The sequence below is a fragment of the Methanobacteriaceae archaeon genome, from assembly GCA_013403005.1.
Taxonomy (GTDB): Archaea; Methanobacteriota; Methanobacteria; order Methanobacteriales; family Methanobacteriaceae; genus Methanobacterium.
Genome location: JACBOA010000003.1, coordinates 95,001 through 110,665 on the forward strand (window position 1 = coordinate 95,001; position 15,665 = coordinate 110,665).

At 38.2% G+C, this 15,665-nt stretch carries 13 protein-coding genes and 1 pseudogene; 9 read left to right on the plus strand and 5 right to left on the minus strand.

Annotated features, from left to right (window positions below):
- Positions 1–96: 96 nt before the first annotated feature.
- The 3 genes from HVN35_03705 to HVN35_03715 all read right to left on the minus strand — a co-directional run bounded on the left by HVN35_03705 (position 97) and on the right by HVN35_03715 (position 2,033).
- Positions 97–711: a cytochrome c biogenesis protein CcdA gene (locus HVN35_03705; protein NYB51655.1), complete on the minus strand. Its 615-nt coding sequence runs from the start codon at positions 709–711 to the stop codon at positions 97–99.
- Between the two features lie 29 nt (positions 712–740).
- A complete protein-coding gene (locus tag HVN35_03710; protein NYB51656.1) occupies positions 741–1,160 on the minus strand; it encodes a thioredoxin family protein in 420 nt (139 codons plus the stop codon).
- A 75-nt stretch (positions 1,161–1,235) separates the two neighbouring features.
- A complete protein-coding gene (locus HVN35_03715; GenBank protein ID NYB51657.1) occupies positions 1,236–2,033 on the minus strand; it encodes a radical SAM protein in 798 nt (265 codons plus the stop codon).
- A 421-nt stretch (positions 2,034–2,454) separates the two neighbouring features.
- Between HVN35_03715 and HVN35_03720 the strand changes: the two genes are divergently transcribed.
- The 5 genes and pseudogenes from HVN35_03720 to HVN35_03740 all read left to right on the plus strand — a co-directional run bounded on the left by HVN35_03720 (position 2,455) and on the right by HVN35_03740 (position 8,100).
- A complete protein-coding gene (locus HVN35_03720; GenBank protein NYB51658.1) occupies positions 2,455–3,099 on the plus strand; it encodes a class I SAM-dependent methyltransferase in 645 nt (214 codons plus the stop codon).
- A 394-nt stretch (positions 3,100–3,493) separates the two neighbouring features.
- Positions 3,494–4,327, plus strand: a pseudogene (locus HVN35_03725) (SDR family oxidoreductase).
- Between the two features lie 127 nt (positions 4,328–4,454).
- On the plus strand, positions 4,455–5,465 hold the full coding sequence (locus HVN35_03730) for an ABC transporter ATP-binding protein (protein ID NYB51659.1): 1,011 nt from the start codon (positions 4,455–4,457) through the stop codon (positions 5,463–5,465).
- Positions 5,466–5,488: 23 nt separating this feature from the next.
- Positions 5,489–6,313 carry an ATP-binding cassette domain-containing protein gene (locus tag HVN35_03735; GenBank protein ID NYB51660.1) on the plus strand — a complete coding sequence of 275 codons (825 nt, stop codon included), beginning with the start codon at positions 5,489–5,491 and terminating at the stop codon, positions 6,311–6,313.
- Complete coding sequence (locus HVN35_03740) at positions 6,310–8,100, plus strand: ABC transporter ATP-binding protein (protein ID NYB51661.1); 1,791 nt, start codon at positions 6,310–6,312, stop codon at positions 8,098–8,100. The genes HVN35_03735 and HVN35_03740 overlap by 4 nt, the downstream gene beginning before the upstream one ends.
- Before the next feature lie 31 nt (positions 8,101–8,131).
- On the opposite strand, the gene HVN35_03745 is transcribed toward HVN35_03740, so the two are convergent.
- The gene (locus HVN35_03745) at positions 8,132–9,256 is read right to left on the minus strand and encodes a hypothetical protein (protein ID NYB51662.1); all 1,125 of its coding nucleotides are present in this window, start codon (positions 9,254–9,256) and stop codon (positions 8,132–8,134) included.
- A 195-nt stretch (positions 9,257–9,451) separates the two neighbouring features.
- Between HVN35_03745 and HVN35_03750 the strand changes: the two genes are divergently transcribed.
- The 3 genes from HVN35_03750 (at position 9,452) to HVN35_03760 (ending at position 13,816) form a co-directional block, all read left to right on the plus strand.
- Entirely contained in the window at positions 9,452–10,519 is a 1,068-nt protein-coding gene (locus HVN35_03750) for an archaeosine biosynthesis radical SAM protein RaSEA (GenBank protein NYB51663.1), read from the plus strand.
- A gap of 16 nt (positions 10,520–10,535) precedes the next feature.
- The gene (locus tag HVN35_03755; GenBank protein ID NYB51664.1) at positions 10,536–11,828 is read left to right on the plus strand and encodes a nucleotidyltransferase family protein; all 1,293 of its coding nucleotides are present in this window, start codon (positions 10,536–10,538) and stop codon (positions 11,826–11,828) included.
- Between the two features lie 416 nt (positions 11,829–12,244).
- Positions 12,245–13,816: an MFS transporter gene (locus HVN35_03760; GenBank protein NYB51665.1), complete on the plus strand. Its 1,572-nt coding sequence runs from the start codon at positions 12,245–12,247 to the stop codon at positions 13,814–13,816.
- A 147-nt stretch (positions 13,817–13,963) separates the two neighbouring features.
- Here HVN35_03760 and HVN35_03765 read toward each other — a convergent pair whose 3' ends face one another.
- Positions 13,964–14,845, minus strand: coding sequence for an SDR family oxidoreductase (locus tag HVN35_03765; protein ID NYB51666.1), 882 nt, complete (start codon positions 14,843–14,845; stop codon positions 13,964–13,966).
- Positions 14,846–15,157: 312 nt separating this feature from the next.
- On the opposite strand from HVN35_03765, the gene HVN35_03770 reads away from it, so the two are divergent.
- The gene (locus tag HVN35_03770; protein NYB51667.1) at positions 15,158–15,664 is read left to right on the plus strand and encodes a flavodoxin family protein; all 507 of its coding nucleotides are present in this window, start codon (positions 15,158–15,160) and stop codon (positions 15,662–15,664) included.
- Position 15,665 lies beyond the last annotated feature (1 nt).

A 15,665-nucleotide genomic window follows, 5' to 3' on the forward strand; every position in this document is an offset into this window, starting at 1 on the left:
ACACTTCTTCTCTTTTTTCTTTTTATTTTTAAAATCAATAGCTAATTTTTAATTAATTCAGAATTTTTCCATCATACCTTCTTAATCCATAATTTTTTATATTATTCCTAACTGGGTTGATAACAGGTAAATTCCTGCAATTACAATTATAATACCGGCTAACATCCTTATCCCTGATGAATATTTTATTATTTTTTCTAAATTCATTTTTGATAGTACAAATGCCAAGATCAGCAGGGTAAATGAGAATCCAAGGGAGAATAACAGCATATTAACAATACTGTAAATTATATCACCAGTAGATGCACTGTAAGCTGCTACTGCCACTATGTAAGGTCCAAAACAGGGAGACCAGGCTAAACATGTTATTAATCCTATGATAAATGAGCTTGAAACATTTTTATCCACAGGGGTGGAATGGCCGACGCTAAATCGGTTGGGATATAAAAGGATGACTACTCCCAGGATAATCAGAAAGATCGATGCTAATATTCTAAAGTAGAACAAGTAATGATTTATTGCCGCAGTAAAAAGTACCGTCAAAATGGTTATGATGGCAAATAACAAAAAAAATCCACCGACAAAGGAAATGGTGTAACTGAGCTCCTTTCTTAAAAGAGAATGCCCCACCACTATTGGGATCAGTGGTAAAACACAGGGAGATAGCACTGATACTATTCCGGCAGAGAAAGAAATTAAATAATCAAGCATCTTTTTAATCCTATATTCTGTTTACTTAGTTATATCATTTTTACGAAGTTTTCGGGACTTTGATATCCGGAAATGGTTTTTACCAGGTTTCCACTGGAGTCTAAGATTAGTATAGTGGGATAGCTGTAGATCTGATATCTTTTCATGAATTCTGGATTTTCATCACCGTTGATTTTTAAAAGCACATAGTTTGAAAGTTTCTGTGTTACCCTGGCATCCTGTAGGGTGTTTTTATCCATCTCCTTGCAGTAACCGCACCATGGAGCATGGACATCTACCATAATCAATTTATTGGTATTTTGGGCTGTATTTAAAGCCGAATTGAAATCTGTTTCCCATTTGAGGCCATCTGATGATGATGCATCATTATCAGTTGACGTCAACAGGTAAGCTCCCAGTACACCAGCCAGAATCACTGCAATTATGATAGCAATAAATCCAATCTTCATGATATCTCATTTAAAAATTAGTTTATAATATAGTTACTCTAATCATCTCTACTTTTTTATATCTATTACTTTAATCTAGATTATTTTACTTTTAATATCGTATTTCCTACATATCCTCTCAGATCTTTTGTGGAGAGCTGCTTGATAATCCCTGGAAGGGGCAAACGAATCCTTGAACATCCTTTTTGTCTTTTCTAAAACTTCAGGGAAGTATTCTTCCAGGATTTTGTAGTAGCGAACCTTACAGTCTTTTGGTTTGTCCCCAAATAATGTTAAACCAGCAACCAATACAAAATTAGCCCCATATTCCTTTATCTTACCAATCGCTTCATCCAGGTGCTCTTCTGAATCCGATAAAAATGGGAGCACTGGCATGAGATTGGCACCCACCAGGAACCCCTCATCACTGAACTTCTTCATGGCCCCGAACCTTTCTTCTACAGTAGAAGCCCCTGGTTCGAAGATATCAACCAGAACCGGATCTACCGTAGAAAATGAGAAAGAAACTATCATCCCGTGGTCCAATTTACCCTGGAATCTCTTAGGCAGAACCGCCTTTTCATCTATCTTTTTTAAAAGTTCCATATCTCTTAAGATCAGGGTGGATTTGGTGTTGACGTTTACTGGAAACTTGAAACGGTAAATTATCTTCAAAAGCTCCCGGGTAATCTCCAGTTCCTCTTCAATGGGAGGATAAGGATCGGTAGAAGATCCTAAACCTATAAAACCATACTCCCCCTTACGGGCCCGGTTTTTAAGCTGTTTATATAGAACCTCCGGTGCATTGGTCTTCACCTGCAGAACACTGGTCTCCTCACCACCATATACACTACCATGGATATAGCAATAGGTACAGTTTAAAGCACAGCCCATGAAAGGATTCACAGTATAATCTACTAAAAACCAGTCGTCATGACTTTTAAGCTTGTTTAGAACGGATTTAACCTTTACTTCTTTGAAAAAATTAAATCACCTACATTTCAAACGATACTTCTGGATATCCTACACCAGCTTCAGGTAATAGAATGTGTTGTGTATTCAGATATAAAGACCATTGATATGTATAGCTAAAGAATGTCATAATACATCCAAGCCACACAGTAAATCATTGGGTTCACATCCCCCTGAACGGTTTTTTTTATCGACATACTATTATCACTCATAGACCATAATTATATTAAATGAAATAATTTTTTTTTTGAACTCCCTGAGATCAAGTTCAGATGGATTAATAAATTATGAAACTAAACAGATAATTATAATTTTCCTATTGTAAACAAGAAATAGAGATAAAATGGTTAAAATAGAACCTTTTGAAAGTTATTCATTGAAATATGATGCCTGGTTTGACGAAAACATATTTACTTATAAATCAGAACTGCAGGCAGTTAAAGAGTTGTTACCTCAAAGTAAAAATGGTGTTGAAGTTGGTGTAGGTAGTGGGCGCTTTGCAGCACCACTTGGCATCAAATTAGGCCTCGATCCTTCCAAAGAATTAGGAAAAATCGCAACAAAAAGAGGTATAAAATTCGTTGAAGGAGTTGCTGAACTACTTCCATTTAAAGATTCACAATTTGATTTTGTTTTAATGGTTACTACAATATGTTTTCTGGATGATGTTGAAAAAGCCTTTAAAGAAGTTAATAGAGTTCTAAAATCTGGAGGCTGTCTAATAATCGGATTTATAGATGCTAATAGTCCACTAGGGCAATTTTATGAAAAACATAAAAATGAAAGTACCTTTTACAAGGATGCAACATTTTATTCAGTAGAAGAAGTCATATCCATTATGAAAAAAGCCAATTTTAAAGATTTTAGTTTTAGACAAACATTGTTCCAACCAAAGGAAAAATTAAAAAACATAGAATCTGTAAAAAAAGGATTTGGAGAAGGCTCCTTTGTAGTAGTTAAGGGGATTAAGCAGGAAAAAAGAAGATAAGAATAATATAAACTATTTAATACTCACTTGTCTTTCTATAAGTGGGGGGTGAAAAATTTATGAAAAAAAGGACATCAAACAGATCCTTTAACCTGGGTAACATAGGAAGCAAAATAATCACAGTAGACTGGGTCAACGGCCTCGCCACCGCGATCTTAAGGGGGTGATGAAGGACCAGGCATAGCCACGGTAACTGCATCAGATTACCAGACAGTACAGACCTTCGTAACCATCCTGGAAGCACCCACTGATGTCATAGGTATGAAAAACACAGGAACACCAGTAACCTACCTGTTAACGGCTTTAATACTGCTTATAGGTGGGTTAGGACTGGCGAGGAGGAAATAACCCCTCTTATTTTTTATTTCTTCAAGTGATCTTAAAAGAGGATAATATGACCAATATAGAATACTTTAAAGACAAGATTTGTATAGTAACCGGTGCTAATTCAGGTATCGGATATGCACTGACCGAAGAACTCTTAAAAAGGGGAGCCATAGTATATATGGCCGGGCGCAACCCAGAAAAGGTTTAAAAAGCTGCCGAACAGCTCTCCAATTACAGTGATCAAATCCACACCATCATCGTGGATGTTACAATCCAGAAACAGGTGCAAAAGGCTATAGAGGATACAGCAGAGGAAGCAGGTAGGCTGGATTTCTTATTTAACAATGCAGGAATAGGCGGTACCATGCCATTTGAGACAGCTACTCTGGATGATTGGAAAAGGATCATAGACGTCAACCTGTGGAGTGTTATCTACGGAGTACACACCGCCGTGCCCATCATGCTCAAACAGGGATCTGGCCATATAGTTAACACATCATCACTTGCGGGTTTAGTTCCTTATCCCATGCAGGTTATCTACGACGCTACTAAGTATGCTGTGGTAGGTCTTTCTGAAAGTTTACGATACGAGTATGCTGAGAAAGGGATCAGTTTTTCCGTGATATGCCCTGGTGACATCGCCACCCCCATATTCAGTAAGATAGTTGGTAGTGAGGGTGGTGGTGCGGAAATCCCGGAAGGAGCATATCCTGTGGATGAAGCAGTAGCTTACAGTCTTGATAAGGTTAGTGAAGGTCACGGGCGGATAATAGTACCTGAACAGCCTAATAGCGATATATATGGGGGATACATCCTGGGAAATGAGCAGGTGGAAGAATTCCTCCTAAAACATGCCCACGACCACCGGATAAAATTTGAAAAAGAGGGCCGGTTTATTTAACTTTCTAAAATTTATTAGCTCTCTGAAAAAATCCAAATCATAATTTAGAAAAAATATAGGTGTCTTAAGCAAGCTTACAATTGTTGGGAGTAAAAATTAATAATATTGATAATAGGGGAATATTTCCGTGGAAAGCTTAGAAGTAGTGAAATTATTATTCAGGGATTGGAAGGGTTCCTATAGGTGGCTGGTTTTTTCATTGTTTTTAGTGGTGATAAGTGTCTCTGGAACACTTTTAATACCTTACTTCAGTTCCTTTTTGATAAATGATGGTATAACAGCGGGGAACAGTGATGTCATGGTAAGGTATGGTATTTATATGCTTATCATGGCGGTTATCGTAGGGATCTGTGAATTTTTAAATGTAGCTATTGCCGTTTCCTTTTCAGAGAGAAGCTGCCATGGACTGCGAAGTGGAGCATTTGCCCATATTCAATCATTCTCCTTCGGTGGTCTGGATAAATACAGTTCCAGTGATCTTCTGGTACGTTTAACCACCGATATCCAGAACATAAAAATCGGGATCCAGCAGACATTACTCAACGTGTTCAAGTCCCCTCTACTCTTAATAGTGTCACTGTTTTTCCTTTATATTACAGCTCCCGGGCTTATGTGGGTAGCTGCGATTTTAGTTGTTGTAGAATGTCTAATACTGGTAGTATACTTATGGTTTTCCACTAAAGCTTATGAAAAAAAACAGGTTAAATATGACAGGCTCAATGAGGTTCTGAGGGAAAGTATGTCTGGTGTAAGAGTGGTGAAGGCCTTTGTAAGACAGGATCTTGAAAATCAGCGTTTCCAACAAGCATCAGAGGAACTTCGTGAATCTGCCTTAAAACCTCAATATTACTATGCTTTCATTACACCCACCCTTATGATGCTGGTTTACCTGGGTTCAGCGGGAATATTATATATTGGAGGAACAGGATTGCTTCAAGGCACTGGTTTAACCCTGGGTGGTGTAACCGCTGCCATGACATATTTAATCATGGCATTAATTCCCATTACAACTTTAGGATACATGATCCCCTTCCTCACCGCTGCCATATCTTCTCTAGGACGTGTTTACGAAATAATAAATGAAGAAACTGATATTGTAAACGTAGAAAACGTAAACCCAGTTGACACCGATAAGTAAAGGGTGGTGTAACCTTCAAAAACGTGAGTTTTAGATATCCTGTTAAAGATGAAAATCAACCCACCATGGCCTTAAAAAATATAAATCTTAACATCGAACCAGGAGAGGTTGTTGGAATTTTAGGGGCAACCGGTTCTGGAAAATCAACACTGGTGAATCTTATACCACGTTTTTATGATGTAACCGAGGGTGAAATAACAATAGATGGGATTGATGTGCGTGAAATGCCACTGGAAACCCTCCGTTACGTTGCCGCTGTTTGCCTCCAGGGCAGTAACTTCTTCTCGGGTACCATCCGTGACAATTTAATTTCAGGAGTTATGGATGTCGATGCCGTGGCACAGGCTGCTCTAGATTTTGGTGTCCATATCAATCGTGACAATCTATTTCCAGGACCTATAGATTCCAGTTATGATGCCATGGTACGGGCAGCTGAAGCTGCAGATGCCCATGAATTTGTAAACGCCATGCCTCAAAAATATGATAGCGTTATAGCTCGAGGAGGCGCAGACTTATCTGGTGGACAGCGTCAAAGACTTTCCATAGCCAGGACCCTTATGATAAATCCTAAAATTCTTATCTTAGATGATTCTACCAGTGCCGTTGATGTGGCCACCGAAGCCCGCATCCAGGACTCTATACGGGACTTAATGAAGGGCACAACCCAGATCATAGTGGCCCAGCGTATAAGTGCAGTTATCACCGCAGACAAAATAGTGTTAATGGATAACGGTGAAATAACTGCCGTAGGAAGTCATGAAGAACTTTTAGAGTCTAACAAACTCTATCATGACATATATGCTTCTCAGTTTGGTGTTGAAGTTCAGGGACAGGGGGTGGTAGGATGAACAACAATAACAAAGAAGCAAAACCTAAAGGCATGATGACCAATTTAAAGAGACTTCTAGGTTATCTCACCCGTTACAAGGTTCGTTTCACGTTGATGATTGCCATTATGCTGGGATATTCCATCATGCTAGCCATCATCCCCACCATATCCGGAGTACTTATGAACATTCTTTCCGGAAGTTCAGGGTCACTAACAGAGCTTCAAAATACAATCCTCGTCTTAATTGGTGTTGTAATATTGTTCTGGGTTTTTGGAAATGTATCTCAGAGGATACTGGCAGTTATAGCTCAGAAATCACTTTATAATCTAAGAACGGAACTTTTCAGTAAGATACAAAAGTCCTCCCTCAACTTTTTCGATAAACGACCGATAGGGGAATTAATGAGCAATGTAACCAACGATTTAGACTTAGTGGACCAGTTCTTAAGTGTAAGCTTTATGAACGTGCTTCAGGGGATGATTACCATCATCATAGCCACCATCTTCATGATACTCATAAACCCCTACTTCACCATCCTAACTTTTATAACTATCCTGGGTATGCTGGCCATTTCAGGGCTTCTGGCCAGGATAGCTGGAGAAGCCTTCGGACTCTTGCAGGAGCAGATGGCCGAACTTAACGGATATGCCGAGGAAAGGATGTCCGGCCAGAAAACAGTGGTGGCCTTCAATCAACAGTGGCCATTCATACAAAAATTTGATAAGATGAGCCAAAATGCAGATGAAATAGGTGAAAAGGCACAGCTTTCTTCCATGGCCAATACCGCGGTTGCCCTGGTTTTCCAAAACCTGCAGAACATCATAATATTCGTAGTGGGCGGATACCTGGTGCTCCAGCAACAGGCCGCCTTCGGGGATTTAGTAGCCTTTATCGGTTTTAGCTCAGTTTTGATGCAGCCTTTAACTCAGATATTCGCCTTCTACAACCAGATCATATCAGCAGTAGTAGGTGCCGGCAGAGTGTTCCAGATAATGGATGAAGAAACAGAATTACCTGATAAAGAAGACGGCCCACCAATGCCCCCAGTAGAAGGCCATGTGGAATTTATAGATGTTGATTTCAGCTACGTGTCCGGCCATAAGATACTTAAAAACAACAGCTTCACTGCCAACCCCGGCCAAATCATAGGCCTCTGCGGACCCACCGGGGCAGGAAAAAGTACCATCATGAACATCCTCACCAGGTACTACGACATAGATTCCGGCGAAATAAGGGTAGACGACCACCGCGTCGATGAAGTCCAGCAGGACACCCTCCGGATCCAGATAGCACAGGTACTCCAGGAACCATTCCTCTTCACCGATACCATCATGAACAACCTCAGGTACGCCAGAGAAGGAGCCACCGATGAGGAATGTATCCACGCGGCAAAACAGGCCAACGCCCACGACTTCATAATGAGACAGCCCCAGGGATATGATACCATACTACGGGCTGGGGGAGCTGACTTAAGCCAGGGACAGCGACAGATGCTCACAATCGCCCGGGCAATGGTAGCCGACCCACGCATGCTCATCTTAGACGAGGCCACGAGTAACGTAGACACCCGGACCGAGAAACTCATCCAAGAAGGCCTACTCAAACTACAAGAAGGCAAAACATCGTTTATAATCGCCCACCGACTATCAACCATACAAAACTCTGACCAGATACTCGTGATCAACGATGGAGAGATAATAGAAAGAGGCAGCCACCAGGAACTACTGGATATGAAGGGGTTCTACTACGACCTTTATATGAGTCAGTTCCGGGGTAAAATAGATGACATATGTGCAAGTAAATAAAATACCACTGTAATAATATAGTTTATTGAGTCTAATCCATGGTATATCTTATTATTTTCTTTCCTTTTGTTTTAATAAGTCCAATTCTAGCCAGGTCTTTAATAATAAGCTCTACAAAGTCAGAATCAAGACTGAATTCAACATCAAGTTCATCATAATTAAAAATTTTATCGTTAAACAGTTCAGTTGCATCAAAAATAAATTTCCTGTATTTAACTTTCCTATGCTTCTCAAGGGTTGACAGAATTCCATCTGCAATTACTGAAACCATCTGAATCTCTTCAATAACATCCTCATTTACCACAGGTAATTCGGAAAGAGAATCTATTAAATCATTCTTCTGTAAAATGAATTCCAAGCCCAAATTTAAATTATATGTTACATAGATATTGGATGCAAATTTCAATCTGAAATCAGCACCAAAAAATAGATCCTCCGCGTGAGTAACATTCAGATACACGCCATACATAAATCTGGCATAGGGATCCTCAGAATCGCTGTGAAAATTAACACTTTCTATTATAGGAGTGATTAAGAACTGTCTTTTCCAGTTGAAATCAAGCAATTTAGCAAAGTTATCTCCGGGATACTTAGAGTTTACAATATCATTAGGATCATCAGAATCTCCTTGAAATGAATCATCAGGTCCATGTTCATCTGGTTTATTTGATATTGGCAAATCTGACTCTTTTGTATCGTTTTCATCATCCGGCTTTTGAAATATTTCAGAATCTAAAACTTTTTGAAATATTTCATTGGTTTCTTCCTTTAATACCTTTATATCTCTAAATTTTTCATTTAAATCCATTTCTGCGTCAATTTCGAAAAGTCTATCCTCAGCTTCACTGGGATTTTTATTTACCAGTTCTTTAAATTTTCCACTTTCAAAAAGCTTTTTTAAAACAGTTAATGCGATGTACAAATAATCCGCAGGATTTTCTTCAACATATACATTATTTCTATATTCCTTATTAGTTTCAAATATCTTTTCAGCATTTTTTAATTCATCCAAAGCCTTTTCATATGCTGAATTTAGATAATAATGCTTTGAAACATCATGGTGAATTTTTTTTTCTATTTTAGCCCTTCCCAAATAGTGAAGTTCCCTCACAGCCTCTGTTGCGTCTTCTACTGAATCAAATTCTATTTCGATCATATATCCACCTGATATAAAAGTAGGGTTTCAAAGATATCAATCTATCTATTTGTTTAAAAACCAGATTATTTTCATTTTTTAAATAACTCCAACCAATATCAACTGGCACTCATTATATTTTTTTATCCAGTAATTTTTATAGTTATACAACTATAGCTTATAACAAGATTTACTAATTTTTTACAGGACTAAATCATGAAAATTAAAGAACTGACCCATGAAATCCGGGAAAAATCCCTGAGAAAGATAGATAAAAAATCACCACGAGAACTATCAGCCAGTTGGTTCGGAGAAGACCTGCTTTACTCCGGGAAAGGAAACGCCATTTTTATTATTTTACCAACTACGGGATGTGCCCATGCACTTTCTGAGTCTGGTGGGTGCACTATGTGCAGTTATATCGCTGATTCGCCCCTTGAAAAGGTTTCTTCTGATGAATTAATTGATATATTTAAAAATTCAATTGAAAGGCATGAAATTAAACCTAAAACCGTGGTTAAAATCTTTGTCTCGGGGAGTTTCCTCAACGAAGATGAAATTCCCCGGGAAGCCCGGGATGAAATCCTGAAACTCCTAAATAAGGAAGAAAACGTGGAGGAAGTGGTGGTTGAATCCAGGCCAGAATACGTTAATGAAGAGGTAATGAAAGCCTGCTGCAGCCTGATACCAGATAAGATATTTGAAGTAAGTATTGGACTCGAGAGCAGCAGCGATTACATCAAAGAATATAAGATAAACAAGGGATTTTCCAATGAAGACTTTGAAAGGGCTGTTAATGTAGTTAAAAGTCTGAAATCAGATTATAAAGTAACATCTAAGGCATACTTATTTGTTAAACCAATTCTAACCTCTGAAAAAGATGCTATTGAAGATGCTGTTGCCTCTGCTGAATACGCTGTAGAAGTTGGTGTTGATCGGATATCTTTTTGTCCTGCCACTATTCATAAGGGAACTTTGATGGAAGTTCTCTGGCGCAGAGGTTCATACCAGCCTCCGTGGATTTGGAGTATTCTAGAGATAATTAAAAGAGTCCGAAGTTCCATTAAAATCCCAGTGATAATGGATACCTCTGGTTTTGGGACAAGGAGAGGGCCTTTTAATTGTAAGAAATGTAATAAGAAACTTAAAAATTTAATAATCGAGTCTAACCTTGATCAGTCTATTCCTGATGAGTTTGATTGTGAATGTAAGGTGAAATGGGAAGCAGATGTTGAATATTCTGATTTATCAAGATCAAACACCCTTTTAAGTGATAAAATCTAATTTTAATCTCAAAAATATGATTGGAATAAGCGCAGACTTCGACCCGGTCCACAAAGGCCATGCGAAGTTGATAGAAAAAGCCCGTGAGCTAGCAGATAAAAAGGGAAGTGAAGTTGTAATCTACCTCAACAAAGGTTACAGTGCCAACCACGCCCCATTCTTTTCTAGTTTTGAAGCCAGATCCCGGATGGCCTTGGAAGCTGGTGCCGATAAGATAGTTCCCATTGAAGGTCTGCACCACAGATTAACTCTGGCATACACCGTGCCCATCAGGATAGCCATGATGATCGAAGACGGGGTAAGGGATTATGTTGATGCAGCTGATATTTCAACCCCCCGGGTGGAAAAACTCTCAGCAGAATACGCCAGGAAGGGGATATTCAGTGGTATTCCCCGTAACCTGCCAAACAGGAATGTAATCAGATGGTTTGCAGTGAACGATTTCCTTTACAAGAAATATCACAGGAAGATGAAGTTTCACATAATCCCCGAGTATAAGATGGATGGGGAGAAGATCTCTGGACGGAATATCCGCCAGGAGATACTGAGAAATCAGTTAACAATACCTAAAAATATTAAACGTCTTTTACCGGATTCTACTGTGGAAATCCTGGAGCAAGAATTTGAAAACCACCATCTACCTGGTGAAAGGAATATGGATGTCCTTACACAGAGATTAAATAATTATTCACGGTCTAAACTTCTAAATATTGCCCATATCAATGCTGATGCAGCTGATGAACTGGTTAAAGGCAGGAAGTACAGACTGGAAAACCAGATCTGGGCATCTCTAAGGAAAGCAGGTTACGGTCCTGTTTTAAGCAGACTGGCCACAAGTGCCGCGGAAGAAGATGTAACCAAACAGGAAGTCTTCCAGTTAATCAGGGATTACGAGAAGGAAGGAATCATCCCCCCGGACATGACCACTGGTAAAGTAATTGAAAGGGCCTGGTTCGTTGCTTCAAAGGCCAATGAAGGCCTAGCATCTTCAGAGGCCCATAAGATGTTCCGGAAGGGTAAAACTATAAGAGATCCCCCACTTTACACCCTTGATGGGGGTTTGCACCTTAGAACCTTTGAGGTGGATTCCATTAAAGCAGGTATGGAGGCGGAATTATTCGTGGACAAGCGGGGTGCGATTGCCTGCCAGATCCGGGCTCCGGATCGTAAGATAAAAAGCCCCCTCAAACTTCCAGCTAAATTTGCAACATATCTACGTCTTCTTGTTGATTCTCAATTCATTCCCTTAAAGGCCCAGATTGTAAAGAAAAAGGAAGGTTTCAGGGTTAGAATATCCATTACAAAGTAGTTTTTCTTATTCTGAAATTTTCTTTAAAAACAAGTCTGGATGGCTAAAAATTTCACCCTTGTATAGACCAGTAAAAACCATTCTGCATGATGGCCTGCTCACAGAAGCTCTTAAAATAAATTTTATGGATATATTAGCTGATAAAGGGATAAAATTGCCAAAGAAATTGAGAAGAGCAAGATGATCATGAAGTACTAGTTATCAGCGACTTAGATATTTATTTTTGTATCATTTTTCTTTTTTTTATAAATTTATATACCTTCTTTTGGAGATATTCCCGCCCAATTAATGGTCGGTCTAATTTTAGACAAAAAATTCTATTTCTGTACTACTTTCAGAATTTAAAACCGAAAATATTAAATATGAAAGAATTTAATTAATCGATAGAATTATTAATAATATTTAGGCGGGATTAAGTGTTAAACAAGTCAAGAACTGGTTGGATGGCCCTTTTTGTCATTTCTTTATCTTTATTTATCATCGGTTTGGATAGCACTTTTATGAATGTAGCTATGATTTACCTGGTAAAAGACTTGAACACCACCCTAGGATCTGTACAATCCATAATAGCCATCTACACCCTAATAATGGGTTGTTTCGTACTTTTCGGAGCAAAATTGCAGGATGTGATGGGTAGAAAAAAGACATTCCTTACTGGAGCTATAATCTATGGAATAGGGACCATAATAGCTGCTACCAGTATTACCAGCAGTATGCTGTTACTGGGATGGTCTGTGATCGAGGGATTTGGAGCCGCATTAATGCTACCTGCTACAACAGCAATAACCACTGCAACCTACTCTGGTAAACAGCGGACCTTTGCACTGGGAATTATAGCAACAATTTTCACCATATCAGTGGCCATAGGGCCATTATTAGGTGGTTTCCTTACCACATTTTACTCCTGGAGATGGGGTTTTGCACTGGAAGCTATAATTGTTCTCATCATACTTCTTTTATCAAAGAACATCCTGGAATCAAAGCCCACCTTAAAATGGTCTGATATAAATATTAAAGGGGTTATTCTCTCTGCATTTGGAATTTTACTGATAGTTATCGGATTATTACAGTTGAATACTCCGGCTGCATGGGTTAATTATGCAGGAACAATCATAAATCCTGTAGGATTTACAGTAGCCATAGCCATGATATTAACTGGGTTTTTACTTCTAATAATATTCTTTTTCTATCAAAGAAAGCTTATTAAACAAAATAAAAAATCATTTATGGATGTTAATATTTTAAAGGTTCGTCCATTCACACTGGGTGTTATCTCCGTTCTAATTACATCTTTGATTATGGCGGGAGTATTCTACATTACGCCCCTCTATGTGCAGACCAGATATGATGCCAATGCTCTGATGACGGGTTTATTGCTACTGGCAGCCGCTGGAGGAAGTTTGATCTTTGCACTAAGTGGAAGTAAACTAGCCCAGTACATTAAACAAAATCACCTGGTATCCTTAGGATTTATAGTTTCTATTATTGGTATTTTAATGTTGTATTTCTCATTCTTAAACTATATAAACTTGAATATGTATGATTTGATTCCCGGGTTGTTCATTTTAGGCGCAGGCCTGGGATTGGCTCTTCCCAACCTTAACAATATTGTTCTCAACAGTTTAAAAGAGACCCAGTATGCTGACGGTTCTGGTATACAAAGCACCTTTAATAATGTGGGTTCTTCACTTGGAACTGTTCTAATTGGATTGATTTACTTTATAGCCGTTTATTTCAGTATAATATCTTCACTTCCTGTTGAATATCCCCAATATCAAAATCAACAGGCTTTGAACCAGGATATATATTCCTGGGTGGATAAAATATTACATCCTAACATGAGCACCCTTAAGGATGATCCTAATCTTGCTGTTATAACATTACATTCCAGTGCTCAGGGAATGCAGATGGCATTTTTAGTTTCAGCCCTCCTGCTGTTTGTAGGACTATTAATGTCCATTTTCATCAAACCGCCCCCATTACAGTAAATTATTTAAATTTGTCGATCTATTTTTATTAATTTTATAATGTGTTTTGTTGTAGCTATATCAGGATGTTCTTTCAGTAATACAGCTTACAATGTTACCAATAGTCCATATGGTGGGCTACTGCAGTTGCCTCGACATTCGAGAAATTCATAAAATTTTTATCAATTCTTCATATTTCTCTCTGTCTTGATTATCCATCTTTTGAAAAATTTCTTTAAAAGCTGCCCTTTTATATTCTGACATTTGACGTACAAAACTTTCTGCTTCTGGCCTATTAAGGACATAACATTTCCATAAGTTCTCATAAGGTTCCTTTGGTATAACTATAATGCCCTTATGCTCTGCAACAGCATTTAAAATATCTACCGCTGCTTTGTCAGCAGGGTAAGCATTATCAGGGATTTTAAGATCTCCAATGGGTTTGCCGTCCAGTCCTTTATTAAAGATGGGTGTTGCAACATTAGCTGGGCATATTGTTGAGAAGTAGAGGCCATTATCTCTATACTCATATCTTAAACTTTCAGTGAGGCCAGTGACCCCAAATTTTGTAAGAACATAAGGTGACTCAAAAGGAGTTGGAAAAATACCTGCAAAGGAGCCTGTGTTAACAATATGACCAGATCCCTGTTTTAACATAATAGGCACAGCAGCATGGACGCCATAAATAACACTCCAAAGATTGGTATCAATTATTGTTTTCCAATCCTCGAGGGTGGCAGCTGTAAATGGAAAACCAAAACCTACTCCTGCATTGTTGAATAAAAAGTCAATCCTACCACTTTCTTCGGCAGTATCTTCGATTGCCTTTTGTACCTGATCCTGTTTAGTTACATCCACTATAACAGTATGAATGCGATCTTCATAATCAGAAAGATGTATTGAAGCTTTTTGAACTTTTTCAGGATTACGCCCTGCCATATAAACAATACTTCCCCTTTTTAGAAGCTCTTCAGTTAACGCATATCCAATACCGGAATTTGCACCAGTTACAATACAAATCTTATCCTTATAATACTTTGATTCTACCATTTTCTCCCTCCAATTATTAAATATTATTTTATTAAAAAATATTATATATCTTTCCAAAATAGTGCTGACAGTACTCCTACATCCTGTGAATCTAAAACTACTAAAAATCTATTAAATTTCAATTTGAAAGAAATAATTTTTAATTATGCTATGTGCTGGATTTCTTAAAATACCCTGAAAATAGAAATTGATTTATATTAAAATATTTTATTTTTTACTATCGTACATTTTTAACTTCGTTATGAATGAAATAAAAATTACTAAAAACGATATTTTTGTAAAAAAAGAGAGAAACAAGTGGGGAGATTAAAAATGAAAGTTATTGTTCATGATCTGGATCCGGAAGAATTTCTTAAGGCATTTCCTAGTTTAAAAGATAGAGGGGATGTTAGGATAATAGCCGAAACAAAGGGTCCAATTAGAAAATGTATCGGTTGTTTCAGTTGCTGGATTAAAACCCCGATGCATTGCATCATGAAAGACGGCTACCAAGATATGTCAACGCAATTTATCGGAGAAGAAATTATTGTCATCAGCAGATGTGTATATGGTGGCTATAGCCGGTTTGTAAAAAACGTCTTTGACCGCTCAATCGGTAACGGTACCCCTTTTTTTGAGATACGTAACGGTGAATTAAAACATGTCTCAAGGGAGAATGGATCTCCTAATTTTGATGTATACATTTACGGGGAAAAAATCACTGATCTGGAAAAAGAAATGATGAAGGGGCTTTATATTGCAAATAAAGCAAACATGGGACAGAATACAACTGGTGAATTGCACTTCGTCAACGACATCTTTAAGGAGGTTATATTATAAA

What these genes read in the sequence shown, in the direction of transcription:
- HVN35_03705 (NYB51655.1), bottom strand. Translation starts at nt 711, where the DNA reads ATGCTTGATTATTTAATTTCTTTCTCTGCCGGAATAGTATCAGTGCTA.
- HVN35_03710 (NYB51656.1), bottom strand. Translation starts at nt 1,160, where the DNA reads ATGAAGATTGGATTTATTGCTATCATAATTGCAGTGATTCTGGCTGGT.
- HVN35_03715 (NYB51657.1), bottom strand. Translation starts at nt 2,033, where the DNA reads ATGGGCTGTGCTTTAAACTGTACCTATTGCTATATCCATGGTAGTGTA.
- HVN35_03720 (NYB51658.1), top strand. Translation starts at nt 2,455, where the DNA reads ATGGTTAAAATAGAACCTTTTGAAAGTTATTCATTGAAATATGATGCC.
- HVN35_03740 (NYB51661.1), top strand. Translation starts at nt 6,310, where the DNA reads ATGAACAACAATAACAAAGAAGCAAAACCTAAAGGCATGATGACCAAT.
- HVN35_03745 (NYB51662.1), bottom strand. Translation starts at nt 9,256, where the DNA reads ATGATCGAAATAGAATTTGATTCAGTAGAAGACGCAACAGAGGCTGTG.
- HVN35_03750 (NYB51663.1), top strand. Translation starts at nt 9,452, where the DNA reads ATGAAAATTAAAGAACTGACCCATGAAATCCGGGAAAAATCCCTGAGA.
- HVN35_03755 (NYB51664.1), top strand. Translation starts at nt 10,536, where the DNA reads ATGATTGGAATAAGCGCAGACTTCGACCCGGTCCACAAAGGCCATGCG.
- HVN35_03765 (NYB51666.1), bottom strand. Translation starts at nt 14,845, where the DNA reads ATGGTAGAATCAAAGTATTATAAGGATAAGATTTGTATTGTAACTGGT.
- HVN35_03770 (NYB51667.1), top strand. Translation starts at nt 15,158, where the DNA reads ATGAAAGTTATTGTTCATGATCTGGATCCGGAAGAATTTCTTAAGGCA.